Below are 19,204 nucleotides of genomic sequence, written 5' to 3'. Positions count from 1 at the left end.
ACCTATTCAATCATGCCGCGCTCGAGCGTACCGAGCGCCGCGCGGGCGTCCCACGCCGCAATGCGCTTCTCGGTCTTCCACGTTTGGAAGAACCAACCGGCAGCCGGTGCAAACGAAGCCAACTGGTTGGCGATAAACACGCGCTCGTAGGCATTGCGGCCCTCGGGCGTAACCGACGAGTTGGCAAAGATTGCCGCACCCGACCATTCGCCCACCAGCACGGGGAACCCCGTCGAAATCGCCTCTTTGAGCTCGCGCTTGTTACGCGAAATCGCCGTCGTCAGCCCGCGGGGGCTCGTGATGTCGAGCGCATGCTCGTCGCGGTAATGGTACAGGTGAAGGTCCATGTAGACGTTCTTGTACTTGGCGCCGCGCATAAAATGCTTCCACTCGCCGGGATGCCCCGACGACGAGAAGACGACGATCTTATCCTCGGGCATATACGAACGGACGAGCTCATAGGCATCGCGATAGAAATTGCGCAGGTAGTGGGCCGGAATGCCATCCGTCATGGTGAAGAGGCTCTTGCGAACGCTCATCTGCGGCGTGTCCAGCAGCTCAATGCCCAGCAGGCTCTCGGCCTCGCCATAGCGATCGGCCAAGCGCTCGAGCACGTCGAGTGCGACATGACGGCCGTTGGTGGACGAATGCCACTCGGCGACAGCCTCCGGCGTGGTGGGCGAATCGTTGGAATCGCCCTGGCCACCGGGCACGGTTGCCAGATCGAGCAGCACGCGGATGTCGTACTTGGCAGCCCACTCAATTGCACGGTCAATGTAGTCGACAACCGAGATGTAGGACGCATCGGACTCCTGCGAACCAAAGGCATACCAGGGCACCGGCAGACGCACGGCATTGAGACCGATCTGCGCCATGCGGCGAAAATCGTCCTCGCTCACAAACGTCTCGTAATGGCGGCGCATGCGCTCGTTATAGGCGGCGGTACCCATGGCCTCCTGTAGCTCGGCCGCGTTGGATGCACCGGTCGCCGCGTACAGCGACGGGGTCACCCAAGGCTCGGGAATAAACCAGCCAGAGAGATTAACGCCGAGTATCCTCTCCATCACTGCCCCCTTCGGATCATGCAGGTCGAACCCGCATCGTATTGCATAGGATAAGTATCGTTTTGAGTATACCCGCGTGTGCGGATAGGCGACCGAACGGTCTGTAAAGTGACGCGAAAGTGGGAGGAATGTCTGGGAACAGGCGGGCTCGGGATGGTGCGATGAGGTGTGTACGCGCGCCAGAGGCAGGCACCGGAAAGTGTGTCCCGTTCTATCGCTCAATAATGGGGCGCATTCTCCGTTAGCAGGCCCAACCGGAAAGCGCGACCCGCAATTTCGCGTCATTCCGGGTCGCGCTTTCCCAGACAGGCCCGAAGTGGAAAGTGTGTCCCGTTCTGAGCCCTTATTCTGGGACGCAGTTTCCGCAGAACCCTACATAAAAGAAAAGGACCCCTTTGCAGAGGTCCTAGTCAATTCAAGGTGGCGGGGAAGGGAATCGCGTCCGCGCGCTGCGCGGACGGACCGCTGCGGCGCTTACGCGCCTTGCGAGCTGCGCTGGCAAACGCTTACGCGTTTACTCAGCTCCGCGCCCTCACGGGGTTCGATTCCATGTGGGGGCTGCATAAAAGAAAAGGACCCCTTTGCAGAGGTCCTAGTCAATTCAAGGTGGCGGGGAAGGGAATCGAACCCCTGACACGAGGATTTTCAGTCCTCTGCTCTACCAACTGAGCTACCCAGCCATTTGAGGTGTGCCTTGTTTCAAGGCTTGATTAGTATAACCAAGGACGCGTTCCGGTCAACCGAGAATTTCAAAAAAGTTTTTGAGCACAGCCTCGGTTCTTTAAATCGGCACGTCAGAGGCATCAGCCGGCAGCAAGAAGTTTTTCGCTCAGAGCCGCACGGGCAAACTCACTTGGCGTCATCCCCTCGGCAGCCGCCCGTCGACGAATGGCCTCCTTCATTCCCAGAGGAATCTTGACCGACAGCGTTGCCGTCCCCTCACCTGAGAGTGGGGGCCGTCCATGCACGATCCCACCAACGGTGTGTTCGCCATCCGGAAACTCTCCGCGCTCGTACGACTCGCACCACGCGTCAATCATTTCATCCGTTACAACCTGACCATTAGCGGCCGTATACGTCTTGCCCATCATCGGCCCCTTCCGTCAGGTGCTTTTTAGAGTTGGGATGGATCTCAACATCCATGCATCTTCTCCTCCATCTTACCCAATTTCGTATGACGAAAGTCCGCTGTCGCCAATTCTTAAGCCGGCACGCGTTGGAGAGCAGGGGTCAAAACAATGATTGAAGGGCGCTCTAGTGCGGCCCAGGCGCCGGGGCAGGAGCACATACGCCAGGGACGTACGTTTTCGTAGCGCGCGAGGATATTGCCGTCGCGATCGATGAAGGCGATGTCGATGGGATAGGCCATAAAACACGTATGGACCGAAGAGCAGCGTGGAAACGCCATGACGAGCGGCAGGCCGTTAGCGGCAACCGGACGCCGTCCCAGCATGCCGCGCAGGCGCACGGCAAACGACTCCGCCACCGCAAACTCGGCCGGCGTCCAACCCAGCCTGTTGAGTGCCCGCGCGTAGGCGATGTAGAACGAGACCGCGGTCACATGACCACCCCCGGACGCCATGGATCGACCGTCACCGCGCGCTCGTGCGACAACGTTGTCGGCGCCCCCAGCGGAACACCAGCGATGCTGAGAGAAGTCGGCCACGGCTCATAGTGCATGGTGCAGGTGTAGGTCCTAAACGTACCGGATAGGGAGAGCAGGCCACCATCCGATGCCTCCGCGCCTTGCTCGCTCGACACTTCGATCTGCAAGTCATAGCCTTCCATGGCATTCAGAATTTGTGTCTGAACCGTCGCCGAGGCATCGGCAGAGCTTTCGTCGCCCTCCCCCTCCGACGCCACGGCGTGCGCCAACACTATGTCGGGCACCACGCGGTCGAAGCGCGCGACAGCGCTGGCAAAGATCATGACGTTGTACACGATGAGTGCCAGCACCAGCAAAACGGGCGTAACCACTGCCATCTCCACCGTCGCTTGGGCGCACTCCTCGCGCAGACGCATGCGGACACTCATCACGACCCACCGCCCAGAGCGCCAACCAGCGTGGCGACATCGACGGTGAGTGGGATGGAGCCGCCGCCGGGCAGAGGAATCTCCGCAAGCGTGAACACCGTACCGCTGATGGTGCGTTCGACTTGATATTCCAACACCTCGCAAAGCGCCTTGGGATCGGTCACGCCCAACGGAATACTTCGCAGCTTGTCTTGCGCTTGAGAGAGACCGGCAATGTCAGACCCCGGACTCTTAATGACGTTGGCGGAATCGGTCAGCACCGGCTTTCGCAGGCGCAAGTCACACGGTTCCAAACCCAGCGCCGCCACGGACGCCGAAACGGTATCGCCGAGCCACGATGCAATGGAGCCCAACGCGCCGCTGTCCCCTCCTAGGCCTTTAATCATCTCGTCCATAAGTTCGTCGGCCGAACCTTGGATGTCTCCGTATCCCACAAGCAGCCGTCCCCAAACATCCATGACGTCATCAAGTACGCCGGCAACGCCACCCGAGCGTTCCTTCAATGTCGAGAAAAATCGCGAAAGCACGTTGTTTTGCGCCGTCGCCTCATCGGGCGCCAGCACCGCGGCAGAGATGGCACCGCGATCGCCAAGCCTGACTGCCGTGTTAAACGAAGAGTTGAGCTCATCGGGGCTCGAGATGGCACCCGAAACCGCAAAGGCAACCACGCCGTTGCGACCGGGCGGAGCGATACGCGGACGCTCGCCCGAAAGCGCTTTAATGGCCTGGTCAAACGCATTGCCCGTACGGTCGGCTTCGTCCTCGGTCTGACGCTCGTGCTCGAGCTCCTTGTTGCGACAGTCGACGTAGTCCTCCAGGGCGTCTTTAAACTTGTCAAAGTGATACTCGAAGCCGTTTTCGATAGAGGTTGAAGGCGCCGCAACAGCACCAAGCGACAAAACGCCAAAATGGCATTTGCTGCATTTATCCTGTCCATCGTAATCGGCAACCGAAGCAAATCCACTCGGCGTCCCTTTCTTATAGTTAGGGCAGGTCGTCCCGTAATGCAGATACGCCTTGTCATCGTTCACGCTCGTCGGCCACACCGCATCGGTATAGAGTTCCGTCGCCCGAACCTCATCAGAGCTGCGCGGCAGCAGCGGAATATAGGAGGAAACCCTGTCTCCGTTCTCGGTTATATGCGCCCGATCGACCTCCGCGCTCGCATAGGTATAAAACGCCTTACGCGCCGCAGACTCTGCCTTCATCTCGACACTCGAGCCGTGGGGCTTCTCATTTGTCAGACGCCAATGGTAGTAGTCCTTCGCGCGATCAAGGGCAACTTGGGGCTCCCACGTAACGCTCGATGAGTAATGCGGATTTTGAACACCGGAGAGATCCGTTAGGCTTTTCGCACGCTCCCACATGCAAGAACAGCTGCCGACCGAGCCCTTGTCAGACCCACCACAATCCGCCAGCCAAGCACGCTCTTTAGCCTTCGCCGTGTCCTCAGAAGCCTTCCGCAGCTCCTCGGCCGCACACTCTAAATCATCTGATGCGTCTTTAATGGTATCGGTCGAGATCTCTGATCCTTTGAGCGCAGCAAAGTCAGACTCGGATGTCCTGGGCACGGCAAGCGCCGTACCGGTATAGGTCACACTATCGGTATCCTGCGCCGACACCGCCTGCGTGGCACGCGCGGCGATCAGATACGGCAGAGCCGTCTCGATTTTCTGTAAGCCTTCCGATGCGCTTTTGGCAAACTTGTTGCGCGTTTTAATGATCTCAATCCCGGTGTCGACCATATTGCCGGCAACTGGTTCGGCACCCGGGATGAGGATGGCGACCAGGCCCGTCCCGATCGTGGCAAACCCCGCCAGCCCCAGACTCAAGATGCTCGCATCAACCACCGTGGCAGCCGTGTGATAGGACGACACTACGTTGGCACCCGCCAGCGCGCCGCTATCGGCCGCCACCTGGGTATCCCCGGCACGCGACATGCTCCATATCGCCGCCGTCGACGAAAACAACAACGTGAGCACCACTAGGATGACCACGGCAGAAGAAAGCGTGGTATAGGCGCCGTCTTCGATAAACAGATCAACACCGGCGCGGCCCATAAAGCCGCCTCGCTTGTGATGGCAGCTCGGACGGCGCGTCAAAACGCGTCTAGACCAGAAACGCTTAATCCCATGTAGCAATCCACGAATCATAATCTCCCTCCAGCCATTCGGGACGCGATTGATACGAGACATCGACCTTGAGCTCAACGTAGCCGCCCTCGCCTACACCACCCATAGCCTGCGCAAACGCACCGATCACAGGCAACGGTTTGACCTCGCCGGAAACGGACACGGACGAGACGCCACCCGCACCGGCCCGGCCAAGCTCGATATCCCACGACAATGGCCCGCCGGCATGAAAAATCGAAACGTTGGGTACTGCGGCAAGCCGGCGGCGGGTGAACTCCTTAAGATCGTCGTCCTCCGCCGTCGTCGTGGTCATGAGCCGCGCGGTCTCGGCGGCGGCAGACTCCATGACCGCGCGCGTATAGAGCAGGCACACCGGTTGCAGTGCGAAAAGGATGAGCGTCAGAAACGTCGGCAGCAAAAAAGCGGCCTCGACCGTTGACTGCGCCCGGTCCTCACGCGCGATATCAATACAACGCGATGTCCTTAGCGCCCGCAGCGGCGTCGATAACCGATGTCGAGGCAACGCCATGGGATGCCGCCCGCTCAACCAGCGCCGCCAAGCGCCCATCGGTGCCAGCGCGCCAAAGCCCCGCGATCGCCAGCACGATCGATAACAGCGCCACCGTGACGATGGCGTATTCGACCGTTGCCTGGGCAGACTCCTCGCGCAGGACGTCATGCATTTCACGACCCCTCCTTTGAGCTTATTGTTTGCGGGACCAGACGCACGGCGCGCAGACGACACGAAGCATCGCCAGTATCCGCGGCAACCGTCACCATATCGACCCAGCCGCGTCCGTCGCGCACGATAGCGCCCCACACGTTGCCCTTAATGTCGAGATAGCCGCTCAGAGCAAGTTGTGCCGTGGGTACCTCGCGATAGGCACGCAGCATATCCTCCGCCGCTTCAGTCATCGGTCGGTCCTCGGACCATGCAAGCCGGACCGCAATCGCGTTGCCCTCAGGCGAATCCGTCGCAGTGCCAGACCGCTTGTCGAGCGCCCGCAGAAAGGTTTGCGCCGTGACAGCGACATCCGAATCGTCCGCATCTCGCATCTCATCTTTTTGAGACGCCACCGCCGAATCTGAGCCCAAATCGGAGGCGGTCCCAGGACGCTGCTGCCGCGCGGCGTTAAGCCCCCAAAGCACCACCGCTATCGCCACGGTCAGGCAAGCAAACACCAGCAGCACCCCGATGGGGCGCTCGCCCTCTACAGGCTGTTGATGCCCTCGCTGATCGCATCCCATAGCTCTTTAACCTTGCCTTTAAATGCAACGATGGCAATAATCGCGATCACCACAAGTACGCCCACTAAAATGGCGTACTCGGTGGTACCCTGCGCGCTCTCCTCCTGCAACAGCTCCTTGGCATGCTGGCGAGTGTGAATCGCCCGGCAAAAAGCCCAGCTCCAAGCCTTGTCAGCAACTTCGACCATCGTGTTCATGTATTCCTCCCTACATCATCCCGCCTGCTCCCAGCAGCGGGCCCAATATGGACAGAAGCAACGCCGGCAAGATGAGCGTGCCGGTGGGAATCAACAGCTTGACGGGCGCACGCTCGATCTCGCGCTCGACCGCGGCGCGATGAGCCGCACGGATCTCGCGACTTTGAGCGGCCAGCGTCTCGGCAAGTGGGGCACCCAGGGCGAGCGCCTGCCCCACCGTGATGGCAAAGGTCTCGAGCGCTCGCACGTCCAGATCGCGCGCGGCGGCCAACAACTCGTCCTCACGCGTGCCCACGCCCACCTGCCACGCCATGCAGGCGCGCTCAAGGCGAAGAGCCAGCACTGACCGGCGGTTGGCGCAGAAAATCTCAAGCGCCGCATCAAACGAAAGACCGGCCGAAAGACCCAAGCGCACAACATCGATCATCTCGGACACTTCGCCGAGCGACACTCGCGCCGGGCCGCCCGCTCCAACCGCGCCCTTCACTCGCGCGGTCAGAGCATCGACCACCGAGCGACCAGCGGCAGCGACCAGCACCGCCTCGCGCTTGCAGGCCCCTGCGATCTTGCGTGCATCCGCCCGATCAAAACCCGTCGCGACAAATACACTCAGGGCGCACAGGCAAGCCGCAACTGCAACCGAGGCGCTCATAGCTCCACCCGCATAATGCGCCGGATAACCACCAGGGCAACGGCGTTGAGGGCAAGACCCAGCACCACAGCGCCCGCGCCGGCAGGCGTCGCAAGACCGCGACGAAAATCTGCCGAAAGCAGCGCCAACACCGCGCACATGCCCGCCGGCATCGCCGCGACCATATGCGCAGACATGCGAGCCTGCGACGTCTTAACATCCAGGCGGCGCTTGAGCTCAATGCGCTCCCCCACCATGCTCGACGCCTCGGACAGTAAGTCGGCAAGCGGAGCGCCGGTGCGCTGAGACACCTTAAGCGCCAAGGTCACAAGCGAAAGACCGGGGGCGTCGATACGCACGAGCAAGTCATCGAGCGCGTCGGTCGCCGAGATGCCGCAATCGATCGCCGCCGCCACCCGCAAAAACTCGTTATGCACTGGCTCTTGCGCATGAGCGCCCACAAAGCGCATGCCCTGGGCCAGCGAATGTCCCGAGGCAAGCGACATGGAAAGTGCGGTAAACGCCTCGGGCATTGCCTCTTCTGCATCGTGTTGCTCGCGCCGGCTCTCAAAGCCATCCCGAGCGGCACCAACGGCAAACGGAGCAACAAGTCCCAAGGCAAATCCGAGGGGCGATAACGACACCATCGTTAGTAAAACGCAGCAGACACCGCTCGATAGCAGCAGAAACGCCAAACATCCCGAAGCATCCTCGATCACGAGGCCAAGGCGATGCGCCGGAGCCAGCGATGCCCACGAACGGGCGATCTTTTTCAGCAGATCGTTTTTCACCAGCTCACGCGGCAGCTTCTCTGCCACCGTCTCGAGCGCCTGACGTGCCAGCTCCGCCGGCGGTACCTGCGGCACACGAGGTTCCGCCCCGCACGCCGTCGCGACAGAAAGCCCTGCCAAGCCCCCTACGACGAGGGGCACAGCGATCTCCATTCGTCCACCTCCTCTTGTGTGAGCGTCCCCGACCGCAGGCCTTCTGCGATAAACGGCGGCTCGCGGTCAAGCGTCCAGGTGCGCTCGGCGGCATCGAACGTCACATAGCGCTCGAGCTCTACGCCGCCCGATGCGGCGCGTCGCACCCCCGAATACGAGGAGACGAAGCGCCTGCCATCGGCGTGGCGCTCGGACATCACGATACCGTCGAGCGCCATGGCAATCTGCTCCTCGATGAGCTCACTCGGCAGGTCGATGCCATAACGTGCAAGCAACGTCAGACGCACCACGGTCTCCTGTTCTGAACCCGCATGAAGTGTGGTGAGCGACCCGTCGTGGCCCGTGTTCATGGCCTGCAACATGTCGCAGCACTCGGCACCGCGCACCTCGCCCACCACGATGCGGTCGGGGCGCATGCGCAGGGCATTAGTTACCAGGTCGCGGATCGTCACCGCGCCCTCGCCCTCAATTGAAGCCTCGCGCGCCTCTAGGCGCACCACGTGCGGATGATGCGCAAACTTGAGCTCGGCAGAGTCCTCGATCGTCACGATGCGCTCGCCGGTGGAAATCTCACATGACAACGCGTTGAGCAGGGTGGTCTTACCAGATCCCGTGCCTCCCGCAACCGCCAGGTCCTGTCGCAGCGACACCGCGCACGACAGCAGCTGCGCATACCAAAGCGGCAGCGACCCCAGCCCCACAAGCTCGTCCAGCGAGCAGATACGGTCCGAGAACTTTCGGATGGTGAGAATCGGTCCGTCAATCGCCACAGGCGGAATCACCGCGTTGACGCGATAGCCCGTTTTGAGGCGGGCGTTGACGATGGGGCTGCGCTCGTCGATACGGCGGCCAAGTGGCGAGATGATGCGGTCGATAAGCACACGGATCTGCTCATCATCCTCAAACGCATGCTCGATGGGGTACAAGACGCCGCCGCGTTCAAAGAAAGCCGAGCGGCAGCCGTTGATCATGATCTCGGTAACGGTGTCGTCCTCGATGAGCGGCTGCAACGGCCCCAAGCCCACCACGTCATCCAAAATCTCGTCGATGATGGTTTCGCGCTCGGGCGTCGCGAGATCGGTCGGCTCCTCAACATTGAGCGCCGCCTCCACCGCAGGACGCAATTCCGAGCGGGCAAGTGCCGGGTCGATATAGGCGCTGATACGCGCCACTTCGTCGTAACCCATGCGGTCCATCACGGCGCGCTTGGTGCGTCGTTTCACCGCGCGGCGACGCCCCGCATCTACAGGCGCTGCCGCCGCTGCAGCGCCGGCAGCCTTAATCCTCGTTTGCAGGCTCATCGCTGATCACCCTCGCGCAACCAGGGAAGGCGGATACGCGGGCGTTCGGTACGCGTTGCACGGTCGGCGACCATATCGCCCCAAGGGCCGACGGCGCACCCCAGTTCCACGAGCATCTCGCGCGTGGCCTCGCGCATGCTAGTCGCAAAAGCACTGGTCTGCCCCACCGCCTCGTCAGCGCGTCCAAACGCCATGAGCGCGGCGAGATCCTGCCCGCCATCGGCGATACGAATCTTGGAGCTCAACGCACAGGCAATCTCAAAGCGCATGGCGACGTCCTCGTCTGCCCCGCGCGCACCGAACCGGTTGAACACGGCGCTCATGCGCGTGCGCGGCACACCTACTCGACCTGCCAGTTCGATGACGCGCGACGCCGATGTCGCGGACGACACCGCCGCATCGCCAACGACCAGGCAACGGTCGCTCGCCGCCACCGCAGCCGCCACGGCGTCGCCCCAAAAGACCGAGGTATCGATAAAGACCACGTCGGATTCGCGACGCAGAACATCAAGCAGTAGCTCCACCGGACGCGCCATGAGCTCAGCTTGCTCGGGCGCCGCGACGGGACCCCAGAGCGTAACGCCCGGCGCCACGCGCATCGATGTGGCTACGATATCCGGCTCGGTGAGCGTGCCCGCCGCCGACGGCTCGATAAGTGCCGCCATATCGCGCGGAGCATCGACGCCTAACAAGTCGTAAAGGTTTCCAAACATCAGGTCCAGGTCGAGCACGGCGGCACGCAAGCCCAACAGCGACGATGTGTGTGCCATGGTGGCAACGATCGTCGACTTGCCGCAACCGCCCGAACCCGAAATAGCGCAGATGACTGGAGCTCGATGCGGCGGAGCGGTAGCGTCTGCCGGCGGCATCGGAGGCGGCGGGGCGGACGTCGGTGACAGCGTCCCCGTCTCCCCCGCCGCAACCACGTGCTGCGTCCAAGCCGGCATGGCTGCTTGTTCGGTCTGCGAGGCAGGCTCGTTCTGCGCAATCTGCTCATGCTGCATCAGCGACAACTCGCCGCACCCGGCAAAGCCCTCAACTTCGTCGAGTTCATCCACCAGATTCACGCCGTGCACGTATCCCATATCTACAGCCGGGGAGTCGCCAGCATGCTGCGCCGGCCCTCCAGCGTCATCGCATACAAGGGGGTTCCGGGGGCGCCGACCATGCTCGGCTTCCGCTTTTCCATAATCATCAACACGCGGGCCTCTTGTAGCGCGAGGCGCCCCGGGTTCCCTATCAACAAAAGCATCGGGCTCAATCGTCATGCGCCGATCGGAATCAACCGCTCCCTCGCCCGCGCGCCCGTTGCCGCATATACTGTGTGCAGCGATGACCTCGGTCGCCCCCGCGCGAAACAGCCCCTCGATATCCGACGGATCGAGCGCTTCTATCAACACGACCACGCGACTCACGCGGCCTTCGGCCGTCAGGCGCGCAACAGTCTTGCGCACATCTTCGGTATCAAACAGAGACGCCGCGATGATGGCAGCCCCGCGGCGCGACGGAAACGCCCGCGCCATGGAAACCAGCCCGTCCAGGTCACCCACGCGAAGCACCTGTGCACCCGCATCACGGCCCTCGACTTCCCGCTGCAACAGCCCGTAATCGCCGCACGCGCAGCACGCAAGCCAGATCGCCTTCATCACTCGTCGCCTCCGCTCTTTTTGCCGCGCGCCGTGGCGGGAATCGTCAAGCTGACCGTTCCCTTGCCCGAGGCTCCCAGCAGTTCCTTGACGTCTTCGGGGTCAGCCGCCAGCGTCACCCATTCGATCTTGCCCTCGCGCGTGGCACCGGAATCCTCACTGGTATCGATCACGTGCGCGCCGCACAGCCGATCGGTCACGCCGTCCTTTTGCACGTACACGTCCACGTAGCTGCCCACGCCCGTGGCACCGCCGACCGAGTGCTCGGCATCGACCGCCACCGAAACGGCAACCTTGCCCTTAGGCACCTCGAGCTTGCGGCTCTCGGCCTTGGTGTAGACATTGCAGATCACGGCGTTTTTGGGAATACGCGAAGTCGTCACGTCGCCGCGCACCTGGCGCAGCTCGGTCGCCGCGTCACGCGGCAGCAGACTCGTCAGCCATTCCTGGGTTATGACATTGGTCTCATCGAGGGTCTCACCCACATCGATATCGCGCGCCGCGACGCATACCTCGACGCGATCGCCACCGTACTTGGCCAAGGTCTCAGCCTGGACCTGTTCGGCTTGCGAGCGGATCGACGAGCCGTAAACCATGCAGAGCAGAGCAGCGAGCACGCCCGCGACCAGACTGATGGCGATGCGCTTGCTCTTGTTCACGGCCGCTCCTCTCATGGCAGTGCCGGGCGAATGCCCGTACCACCATTGTCTGGGCGGCCAGAGTGCAAAGCGGCGCAATCGCAATCTTGGTTTTCGATGTCAAACCAATCGCTGACCAAAAGCTGACCAGCCCGTCAAGCTCGTGGCAAGGTTTTGGTCAGCACGTCAGCAAACTGCATGTTTCGAGGCTTTTCCGCAGCAAAAAAGCCGTCTCCCGAACAGTTGGGAGACGGCTGTCATAGGAAAAATCAATTACAGATGAACATCGGGATCGAGCAATTGAGCGCTCACGCGCATGGATGACGCCAGGCTTTGGAACGTTTCCAGACGCAGGCTGTCGATCTGCCCGGCGTCCTCGGCCTCGCGAACGGCGCAGCCCGGCTCATGGGTATGTGTGCAATCGCCAAACCGGCACGCGCGCGATGCCTCGACAATCTCGGGAAAGGCGCGTGCCAGACCCCGCTCGTGACCCACGAGCGGCAAACTGCGCAGACCCGGGGCATCGGCGATCACGCCGGCGTCGCCCGGCAGCGCCACCATCACGCGCGCGACGGTAGTGTGACGGCCCTGGTCGTCGCGTTCGCGCACACCGCCGGTCGCCAACGTATCGTGGCCCAGCAGTGCATTGAGCAGCGTCGACTTGCCGGCACCCGACTCGCCCAGAATCATGGCGCAGCTCCCGGCAGGCACGCAGGCACGGACCTCGTCCAGGCCGCGGCCCTCGGCAGAGGACGTCACGATCACACGCACGTCCGGACCCACCAGGCGGCGCGCGCGGTCCAGATCGCGCTCGAGCTCCTCGGCATCGCAGCGATCAGCTTTGGTGAGTACCACCACCGGCTCGGCATCGCAGTCGAGCGCCAACACCAGCGAGCGCGCCACGCGGTCGAGCAGCACCTCACCGGCACCGAGCGCCTGCACGATTAGCACGCTATCCACGTTGGAGCAGAGCACCTGGCGCTCTCCGCGGGCACGGCCGCGCCAACGCTCAAAGCTCGTACGGCGCGGCAGCACGCATTCAATCACGCCCATATCGTGCCCGGGAGCGCGGCGCACCGCCACACGATCGCCCACGGCAGGCAGCAGGACCTCGTCCCCACCGCGCGACTTGGCAAATCCCACGGCATGCTCGGCGCGGAAGGTATCGTCGGCACTCGCCACCAGCGGAAACCCACGATCCAAGCGCACCACGGCGCCAAGTTGCATCTGCTCGGGCTCCTCGGCATGTGCGCAGAAATCATCAAAGGCAGCCTGCTGAGCTTCATCGACCGGCAGGTCATCAAACGCCGGAACATCCTGCAGCGCGTCAAGCCCCTGTACACTCGCCAGCAACTCCTCAGCAGATGCAGGGGGTTCGGTCGCGAGCTTCCGACGACGATCGCGCTTAGCCCGCGCCCCCGTCGTCTTTTTCTTCGCTTTAGCCTTAGCCTTGCCCACAGATGCCTCCCAGCACAAAACCACACAACTGAGCAGGTATTTTAAATCAAAAAGAGCTGGCCGGGCAAAGCCCTAAATCAAAAAGAGCCGGTCGAGCAAACGCTCGATCGGCTCACAAACTTTCCCTCAGCCCTTTATCATCCGCGCGGGAGAAAAGCCAGCAAGGATACCGCAGGGCCCGCCCCGGAAGCCCTTTCTCCCGAACGATCCCGCAGCGCGAAGCGCGAGGACCAGTGAGGGAGAAAGGGCGTGGGGCGGGCCCGGACGAGAACGTTACTCCTTCTCGACCGCGCGCATGATCGCCTTGTAGATTTCCATCAGCGGGATGATCAGGAAGGCCAGGCCCAGGGCAGCGACAACGCCCTTGAGCTCAAGCGTCACGGGGCCAAAGAACATCTCGGCAAGCGTCGGCTGCACGGTCACGATCACCGTCAGCACCAGTGCCAGCGCGGCGGAAGCCCACAGCCACTTGTTCTGCTTCTTCATGGTGAACAGCGACGCACGACGGCTGCGCATATTGAAGCAGTGGAAAATCTCGACCATGTTGAGCGTGATGAACGCCATCATCACGCCTTCCTCGTCGGCATTGCCGGCGATCATATCGGCGATGTGGATGTAGCCCATGTCAAAGTACACGCCCACAAAGAAGCTCGCCAGCACCAGCGCGGTGATGATTAGGCCCTGGACCACGCAGTCCAGACCCATATGTCCGGCAAAGACACCGTCCTTGGCGTTGCGCGGCTTGCGCTTCATGATGTCGCCCTCGGCATCCTCCATGCCCAGCGCGAGCGCGGGGAAGCAGTCGGTGACCAGGTTCACCCACAGCAGCTGCACCGGCTGGAAGATGGTAAAGCCGATGAGCGTGGCGATAAACACCGAGAACACCTCGGCAAGGTTGGCCGAAAGCAGGAACTGGATGACCTTGCGGATGTTGTCGTAGATGCGACGACCCTCTTCGCAGGCGCCGATGATGGTGGCAAAGTTATCGTCGGCGAGCACCATGTCGGCGACGTTCTTGGTGACGTCGGTACCAGTAATGCCCATGCCCACGCCGATGTCGGCGCGCTTGATGGACGGGGCGTCGTTGACGCCGTCGCCCGTCATGGCCACGATCTGGTCGCGCGACTTCCAAGCCTCGACGATGCGTGTCTTGTGCTCGGGTTGGACGCGGGCGTACACGCCGTAGTCCTCGATGTGCGCGTCGAGCTCCTCGTCGCTCATGCGATCGAGGTCGGCACCGGTGATGGCATGGCTGCGATCGGTGACGATGCCCAGCTGCTTGGCGATGGCCACGGCGGTGTCGATGTGGTCGCCCGTGATCATGACGGTGCGGATACCGGCATCGTGCGCCTCGCGGATGGCGTCGGCGACCTCGGGGCGGACAGGGTCAATCATGCCGGACAGGCCGCAGAAGACCAGGTCGTGCTCGAGCGCAGCGGGGCTGCAGTCGCTCGGGACCTCGGTGTAGGTGCGGCTTGCCAGCGCCAGCACGCGCAGAGCCTCGTCGGCCATGGCCTTGTTGGCGGCCACGAGCTCGGCGCGACGCTCCTCGGTCAGCGGGACGACCTTTTCGCCCTCGTAGATATGGGTGCACAGGCCGATCACCACGTCGGGCGCACCCTTGGTGTACTGCTCGTACTCGCCATCCAGGGTCTCGACGACCACGGACATCATCTTGCGGCCCGAGTCAAACGGGGCCTCGCCCACGCGCGGATGCTCGGCAGTCAGGCCAGTGAGGCCCGCCTTGCCGGCGTCGTTGACGAGCGCGCACTCAGTCGGCTCGCCCACGGCCTCGCCCAGCTCCTCGTCCCACTGAGCATCGGAGCACAGCGCCATGCCGGCCAGGAACTTCTCCTTGGGCGCAGCGAGCTCGTGCTTGACGACGGTCATCTTGTTCTGGGTAAGGGTACCGGTCTTGTCGGAGCAGATGGTCTGCGTGCAGCCAAGGGTCTCGACGGCAGAGAGCTTGCGGATAATCGCCTGGCGCTTGGCCATCTTGGTCACGCCGAGCGAAAGGACGATGGTCACGACGGCGACCAGGCCCTCGGGAATGGCGGCGACGGCAAGCGAGACGGCGACCATAAAGGTGTCGAGCAGGGCAGTCGGGTCGGTGAGGACATTGCCCACGCCGTGGCGGAGGATGTCAACGCCAAAGATCACGACGCAGATGACGATCACCATAATGGTAAGGATGCGGCTGAGCTCGGCGAGCTTCACCTGCAACGGCGTGAGCTCCTCCTTGGCCTCGGCCAGGGCGCCGGCGATCTTACCCATCTCGGTGTTCATGCCGGTGCCGACCACGACGGCGCGGCCACGGCCGTATACCACGGTGGAACCCATGTAGCACATGTTCTTGCGGTCGCCGAGCGGCACGTCATCGGTGCCCGCGGCAAGCTCGATCACGTTGGCGTGCTTCTCTACGGGCACGGACTCGCCGGTGAGCGCGGCCTCCTCGATCTTCATCGTGGCGCTCTCGAGCACGCGGCAGTCGGCCGGGACGGAGTCGCCCGCCTCGAGCATGATCACGTCACCGGGCACGAGCTCGGCGCTCGGCAGGTGCACGAGCTTGCCGTCGCGCAGCACCTTGGACTGCGCCGCGCTCATCTCCTGCAGGGCCTCGAGAGCCTCCTCGCTTTTAGCCTCCTGGACCACGCCCAGCACCGAGTTGACGATAACGACGAACATGATGATGGCGACATCGGCAAAGTCCGCCTCGCCCTTGACCATGCCCGTGAGCGCGCTGATGACGGCGGCAACGATCAGCATGATGACCATGGGGTCGGCCATCTGCTCAAAGAAGCGCTTCCACAACGGCGTCTTCTCGGCTTCCTCGAGCTTGTTAGGGCCTGTCTTGGCGAGGCGCGACGACGCCTCGTCGTTGCTCAGGCCGAGGTTCTCATCGACACCTTGGTCGCTGAGCACCTCCGCCGCGGCGGACAGGTATTCCTTTTGCATATAGAATCCCCTCCTGGGATTCGGGCCACTCAGCAGATTGATGCCCGATCATAATTCCCAGGAGAAGGGCAAGGGCTCATCAAGGCTGCCGTGCTGAGCGGCAGTTGATAGTGGAGCTATGGTACCCCAAAGCGACGCGTCTAGCCAAAACAATCGGTTTGGAAATATGGTCCGCACGCAACGGTGCAGACCGTGTGATGCTCAACATTGGTAAAACGTTTTTTCTTCGGCACATCGCCAAACTGACATATCGCCCAGATAGCAGCGGTTGGAGTGGTTGGTAAAGATTTTCCATATACCGTTTTTCCCGCAAAAAATGAACTTCCATTTCGGCATACGGTCGATTTTTTGGGGTATTCGGTCGGCATTTCGTTATAATCATCTCGGTTTTATTTCTTATGGTTTATCTATCAGCGCAAGACGATGTCAGATGGAGGTCTGAATGTACAAGCGCACTAAGATTGTATGCACCATGGGTCCCGCCTGCGATAGCGACGAGACCATCCGCGAGATGATCAAGGCGGGCATGAACGTCGCCCGTTTTAACTTCTCGCACGGCTCCTACGACGAGCACCACGGTCGCATCGAGCGCGTCCGCCGTATTTCCAAGGAGCTCGGTCTGCCTGTCGGCATCCTGCTCGACACCAAGGGCCCCGAGGTCCGCACCGGCCTTCTGGTCGACGGCAAGAAGGTTGCCGTCAAGACCGGCGATAAGATCGTCGTCACCGCTCAGCCCACGTCCGAGGATTTCCACGGCACCGCTGAGCACATCTCCCTCGACTACCTGGCTCTGCCCTCCGAGGTCGAGAAGGGCTCCCTCATCCTGATCGATGACGGCCTGGTTGCCCTCGAGGTCGAGTCCGTCAGTGGCCAGGACATGACCTGCGTCGTTAAGAACGACGGCCTGATCGGCGAGCGCAAGGGCGTCAACATGCCCAACGTCAACATCTCGCTGCCCGCCATCACCGAGCGCGATCGTCAGGACATCCTCTTTGGCCTGACCGAGAACATCGACTACATCGCCGCTTCCTTCATCCGTGACGGCGAGTCCGTCCGCGGCATCCGCGAGCTTTGCCGCGAGAACGGCGGCGAGCACGTGACGATCTTCCCGAAGATCGAGTGCGCCTTGGGCGTCGAGAACTTCGACGAGATTCTCGAGGCTTCTGACGGCATCATGGTCGCCCGTGGCGACCTGGGCATCGAGATCAAGCCCGAGCTCGTTCCGCACATCCAGAAGGAGATCATCGCCAAGTGCAACGCGGCCTACAAGCCCGTCATCACCGCTACGCAGATGCTCGACTCCATGCAGCAGAACCCGCGCCCGACGCGCGCCGAGGTTGCCGACGTTGCTAACGCCATTTATGACGGCACCGACGCCGTCATGCTGTCCGGCGAGTCCGCTGCCGGTAAGTACCCGGTCGAGGCCGTCAAGATGCAGGCCAGCATTGCTCTCGAGACCGAGAAGTACCTCCCGGCCCACGCTCCGCTCGAGGTTCCGGCCGATGCTCACGGCACCCGCGTCGTCAACAACGTTGTGGGTATGTCCGCTGTGAACATGGCCACCACCGTTGGCGCCAAGTGCATCACCGTGCCGACGACCACCGGTCGTACCGCTCGCCTGATCTCGCACTTCCGTCCCAACATGCCGATCTGCGCGTTCTCCCGCCACGAGTGGGCCGTCCAGCAGATGATCATGTACTGGGGCGTTATCCCGCACCAGGCCGAGATTACCCAGGGCACCGTCAACGGCACGATCGTCAAGGCGATCGAGACCGCTAAGGAGCTCGGCTACGTCGAGGCCGGCGACCTGACCGTCGCCACCGCCGGCGATCCCCGCATGAGCGTCCAGCTCGAGGACAAGGTCTCCTCGACCAACGTCGCTTACGTCGCTCAGGTGCGCTAAATCGCACTTGCAAGCAGATTTGCATTGCAAAGGGCCCGGAAGGCATTGCCTTCCGGGCCCTTTTTAGACCTTCTTCGTATGCCGCATCATCGATTTGTGTTCAGTCGCAAGCCTCTCCGATGCCGAGCGCACCACCGAAGACGCCCTGCGACGGGAGCCGTTGGTCAATTGGAATGAACTGTTCACCGTTAAGCCGGCCGGCTAGCAGCTAGCGATCAGGGGGACTGCGGGAACGTCAGAAGCAGCGACGCGAGCCGCAAATCCCGCCTCGGTCAGCTCGATGACCTCGGTAAACGTTGCATCGAAAAACTCCTCGGTTAGCAGGCGATACGGCGGATGATCGGGCTCGCCGGGGTTTTCGCGTACAATCTCGTGCATGACGCCGATAGTCTTGAGCACATATTCTTTATGGATGGGATACTGCCCAAAACGCGTCGCAGCGGTATAGAGGCGATCGGTCGCACGCGGAATGGAAACGATGCCCAGCGTCTTGCCAAACCAGTCAAAATCGCCCTGCTTTTTAATGCGGAATTCCTCGCACGGCTTGCCGCCGCGTGCTTCCAGATACTGGTTCACACGCGTGTTCCATACCGTGTCGGCCACCAGATGCGACCAGACGCCCAGCGTTAAATCGAGCAGCGACTGCGCCACATCTTCGGACGCAAGCGAGAACTCACAGGCGCCGGGACCGACAACCGGCTCGGCATCCCTGTAGCGCTGAGGATAGTGCACGCGGTTCAGTCGCTCGCGCTCCTCGACAATCGAGGTAGCCTCTGCAGGTTCGCCCGCGGGTGCGCCTTTAAGCAGCGGCGCCACATAGGTATCCCAGAACTCGTGCTCGCGCGGCTTAGGGATAGGCTCGGGCTTTGCAAAGTGCGTAATGCGATACGGAATGGGATCGGCGATGCCAGGGACCATATAGCCCACGAAGATATCCGGAACCACGCAGCCAAACAAAAAGGCATTACGGTCACGCACGCTATCGGCAAGCGCACTGGTGCGCCCCAGCAAACGCTCCGTCTGAGCGATATGAATGTTCCAGCTTGGCATAGC

Annotated in this window: 18 protein-coding genes and 1 tRNA gene; 1 reads left to right on the top strand and 18 read right to left on the bottom strand. The window is 62.0% G+C overall.

The annotated features are described in order from the left end of the window. Positions 1–2: 2 nt before the first annotated feature. The 17 genes from DW870_RS01440 to DW870_RS01360 all read right to left on the bottom strand — a co-directional run bounded on the left by DW870_RS01440 (position 3) and on the right by DW870_RS01360 (position 16,248). Entirely contained in the window at positions 3–1,064 is a 1,062-nt protein-coding gene (locus DW870_RS01440) for a glycoside hydrolase family 5 protein (protein WP_117876692.1), read from the bottom strand. Positions 1,065–1,671: 607 nt separating this feature from the next. Beyond that, positions 1,672–1,744: transfer RNA gene (locus DW870_RS01435), tRNA-Phe, on the bottom strand. Between the two features lie 123 nt (positions 1,745–1,867). Then, positions 1,868–2,152: a ribbon-helix-helix domain-containing protein gene (locus DW870_RS01430; protein ID WP_035137167.1), complete on the bottom strand. Its 285-nt coding sequence runs from the start codon at positions 2,150–2,152 to the stop codon at positions 1,868–1,870. A 113-nt stretch (positions 2,153–2,265) separates the two neighbouring features. Next, the gene (locus DW870_RS01425) at positions 2,266–2,625 is read right to left on the bottom strand and encodes a DUF192 domain-containing protein (RefSeq protein ID WP_233547372.1); all 360 of its coding nucleotides are present in this window, start codon (positions 2,623–2,625) and stop codon (positions 2,266–2,268) included. Further along, positions 2,622–3,098 carry a hypothetical protein gene (locus DW870_RS01420; RefSeq protein ID WP_117876688.1) on the bottom strand — a complete coding sequence of 159 codons (477 nt, stop codon included), beginning with the start codon at positions 3,096–3,098 and terminating at the stop codon, positions 2,622–2,624. Before DW870_RS01420 ends, DW870_RS01425 begins: the two co-directional genes overlap by 4 nt. Beyond that, on the bottom strand, positions 3,098–5,158 hold the full coding sequence (locus DW870_RS01415) for a hypothetical protein (RefSeq protein ID WP_117876686.1): 2,061 nt from the start codon (positions 5,156–5,158) through the stop codon (positions 3,098–3,100). Before DW870_RS01415 ends, DW870_RS01420 begins: the two co-directional genes overlap by 1 nt. A gap of 64 nt (positions 5,159–5,222) precedes the next feature. Then, positions 5,223–5,759, bottom strand: coding sequence for a TadE/TadG family type IV pilus assembly protein (locus DW870_RS01410; RefSeq protein WP_117876684.1), 537 nt, complete (start codon positions 5,757–5,759; stop codon positions 5,223–5,225). Next, complete coding sequence (locus DW870_RS01405) at positions 5,695–5,913, bottom strand: hypothetical protein (RefSeq protein ID WP_117734711.1); 219 nt, start codon at positions 5,911–5,913, stop codon at positions 5,695–5,697. Before DW870_RS01405 ends, DW870_RS01410 begins: the two co-directional genes overlap by 65 nt. A 1-nt stretch (position 5,914) precedes the next feature. Further along, positions 5,915–6,478 (bottom strand): hypothetical protein, encoded by a 564-nt coding sequence (locus tag DW870_RS01400; protein ID WP_117876682.1) that lies wholly within the window; start codon positions 6,476–6,478, stop codon positions 5,915–5,917. Beyond that, on the bottom strand, positions 6,442–6,675 hold the full coding sequence (locus DW870_RS01395; protein WP_117583818.1) for a hypothetical protein: 234 nt from the start codon (positions 6,673–6,675) through the stop codon (positions 6,442–6,444). Before DW870_RS01395 ends, DW870_RS01400 begins: the two co-directional genes overlap by 37 nt. A gap of 10 nt (positions 6,676–6,685) precedes the next feature. Further along, positions 6,686–7,327, bottom strand: coding sequence for a type II secretion system F family protein (locus DW870_RS01390; protein WP_117759583.1), 642 nt, complete (start codon positions 7,325–7,327; stop codon positions 6,686–6,688). Further along, positions 7,324–8,250 (bottom strand): type II secretion system F family protein, encoded by a 927-nt coding sequence (locus DW870_RS01385; protein ID WP_117776651.1) that lies wholly within the window; start codon positions 8,248–8,250, stop codon positions 7,324–7,326. Before DW870_RS01385 ends, DW870_RS01390 begins: the two co-directional genes overlap by 4 nt. Continuing rightward, the gene (locus tag DW870_RS01380; protein WP_006235095.1) at positions 8,223–9,551 is read right to left on the bottom strand and encodes a CpaF family protein; all 1,329 of its coding nucleotides are present in this window, start codon (positions 9,549–9,551) and stop codon (positions 8,223–8,225) included. The genes DW870_RS01385 and DW870_RS01380 overlap by 28 nt, the downstream gene beginning before the upstream one ends. Then, positions 9,548–11,197, bottom strand: a complete 1,650-nt coding sequence (locus tag DW870_RS01375) for a P-loop NTPase (RefSeq protein WP_117876680.1) — start codon at positions 11,195–11,197, stop codon at positions 9,548–9,550. Before DW870_RS01375 ends, DW870_RS01380 begins: the two co-directional genes overlap by 4 nt. Beyond that, on the bottom strand, positions 11,197–11,856 hold the full coding sequence (gene cpaB, locus DW870_RS01370) for a Flp pilus assembly protein CpaB (protein ID WP_233503148.1): 660 nt from the start codon (positions 11,854–11,856) through the stop codon (positions 11,197–11,199). Before cpaB ends, DW870_RS01375 begins: the two co-directional genes overlap by 1 nt. A 252-nt stretch (positions 11,857–12,108) precedes the next feature. After that, positions 12,109–13,062, bottom strand: a complete 954-nt coding sequence (gene rsgA, locus DW870_RS01365; RefSeq protein WP_199573579.1) for a ribosome small subunit-dependent GTPase A — start codon at positions 13,060–13,062, stop codon at positions 12,109–12,111. A 504-nt stretch (positions 13,063–13,566) separates the two neighbouring features. Then, positions 13,567–16,248: a cation-translocating P-type ATPase gene (locus tag DW870_RS01360; RefSeq protein ID WP_117876676.1), complete on the bottom strand. Its 2,682-nt coding sequence runs from the start codon at positions 16,246–16,248 to the stop codon at positions 13,567–13,569. A 442-nt stretch (positions 16,249–16,690) separates the two neighbouring features. Here DW870_RS01360 and pyk point away from each other — a divergent pair, with 442 nt between their 5' ends. After that, positions 16,691–18,151 (top strand): pyruvate kinase, encoded by a 1,461-nt coding sequence (pyk, locus tag DW870_RS01355; RefSeq protein ID WP_117634311.1) that lies wholly within the window; start codon positions 16,691–16,693, stop codon positions 18,149–18,151. A gap of 201 nt (positions 18,152–18,352) precedes the next feature. Here pyk and DW870_RS01350 read toward each other — a convergent pair whose 3' ends face one another. Then, a complete protein-coding gene (locus DW870_RS01350) occupies positions 18,353–19,201 on the bottom strand; it encodes a hypothetical protein (RefSeq protein ID WP_117876674.1) in 849 nt (282 codons plus the stop codon). Positions 19,202–19,204 lie beyond the last annotated feature (3 nt).

This window comes from Collinsella sp. AM38-1BH (assembly GCF_003467545.1).
In the GTDB taxonomy this organism is placed as follows: domain Bacteria; phylum Actinomycetota; class Coriobacteriia; order Coriobacteriales; family Coriobacteriaceae; genus Collinsella.
Note: the sequence above shows the minus strand (reverse complement) of the source record. Positions and strands in the feature narration are given on the sequence as shown.

Bases quoted from the DNA above. Each gene is read 5' to 3' on its own strand.
- DW870_RS01420 (WP_117876688.1), bottom strand. From the start codon at position 3,098: ATGAGTGTCCGCATGCGTCTGCGCGAGGAGTGCGCCCAAGCGACGGTG.
- DW870_RS01380 (WP_006235095.1), bottom strand. From the start codon at position 9,551: ATGAGCCTGCAAACGAGGATTAAGGCTGCCGGCGCTGCAGCGGCGGCA.
- DW870_RS01395 (WP_117583818.1), bottom strand. From the start codon at position 6,675: ATGAACACGATGGTCGAAGTTGCTGACAAGGCTTGGAGCTGGGCTTTT.
- DW870_RS01390 (WP_117759583.1), bottom strand. From the start codon at position 7,327: ATGAGCGCCTCGGTTGCAGTTGCGGCTTGCCTGTGCGCCCTGAGTGTA.
- DW870_RS01440 (WP_117876692.1), bottom strand. From the start codon at position 1,064: ATGGAGAGGATACTCGGCGTTAATCTCTCTGGCTGGTTTATTCCCGAG.
- DW870_RS01430 (WP_035137167.1), bottom strand. From the start codon at position 2,152: ATGGGCAAGACGTATACGGCCGCTAATGGTCAGGTTGTAACGGATGAA.
- DW870_RS01410 (WP_117876684.1), bottom strand. From the start codon at position 5,759: ATGGCGTTGCCTCGACATCGGTTATCGACGCCGCTGCGGGCGCTAAGG.
- DW870_RS01375 (WP_117876680.1), bottom strand. From the start codon at position 11,197: ATGAAGGCGATCTGGCTTGCGTGCTGCGCGTGCGGCGATTACGGGCTG.
- pyk (WP_117634311.1), top strand. From the start codon at position 16,691: ATGTACAAGCGCACTAAGATTGTATGCACCATGGGTCCCGCCTGCGAT.
- DW870_RS01385 (WP_117776651.1), bottom strand. From the start codon at position 8,250: ATGGAGATCGCTGTGCCCCTCGTCGTAGGGGGCTTGGCAGGGCTTTCT.
- rsgA (WP_199573579.1), bottom strand. From the start codon at position 13,062: ATGCAACTTGGCGCCGTGGTGCGCTTGGATCGTGGGTTTCCGCTGGTG.
- DW870_RS01360 (WP_117876676.1), bottom strand. From the start codon at position 16,248: ATGCAAAAGGAATACCTGTCCGCCGCGGCGGAGGTGCTCAGCGACCAA.
- DW870_RS01400 (WP_117876682.1), bottom strand. From the start codon at position 6,478: ATGGGATGCGATCAGCGAGGGCATCAACAGCCTGTAGAGGGCGAGCGC.
- DW870_RS01405 (WP_117734711.1), bottom strand. From the start codon at position 5,913: ATGCATGACGTCCTGCGCGAGGAGTCTGCCCAGGCAACGGTCGAATAC.
- DW870_RS01350 (WP_117876674.1), bottom strand. From the start codon at position 19,201: ATGCCAAGCTGGAACATTCATATCGCTCAGACGGAGCGTTTGCTGGGG.
- DW870_RS01415 (WP_117876686.1), bottom strand. From the start codon at position 5,158: ATGGGCCGCGCCGGTGTTGATCTGTTTATCGAAGACGGCGCCTATACC.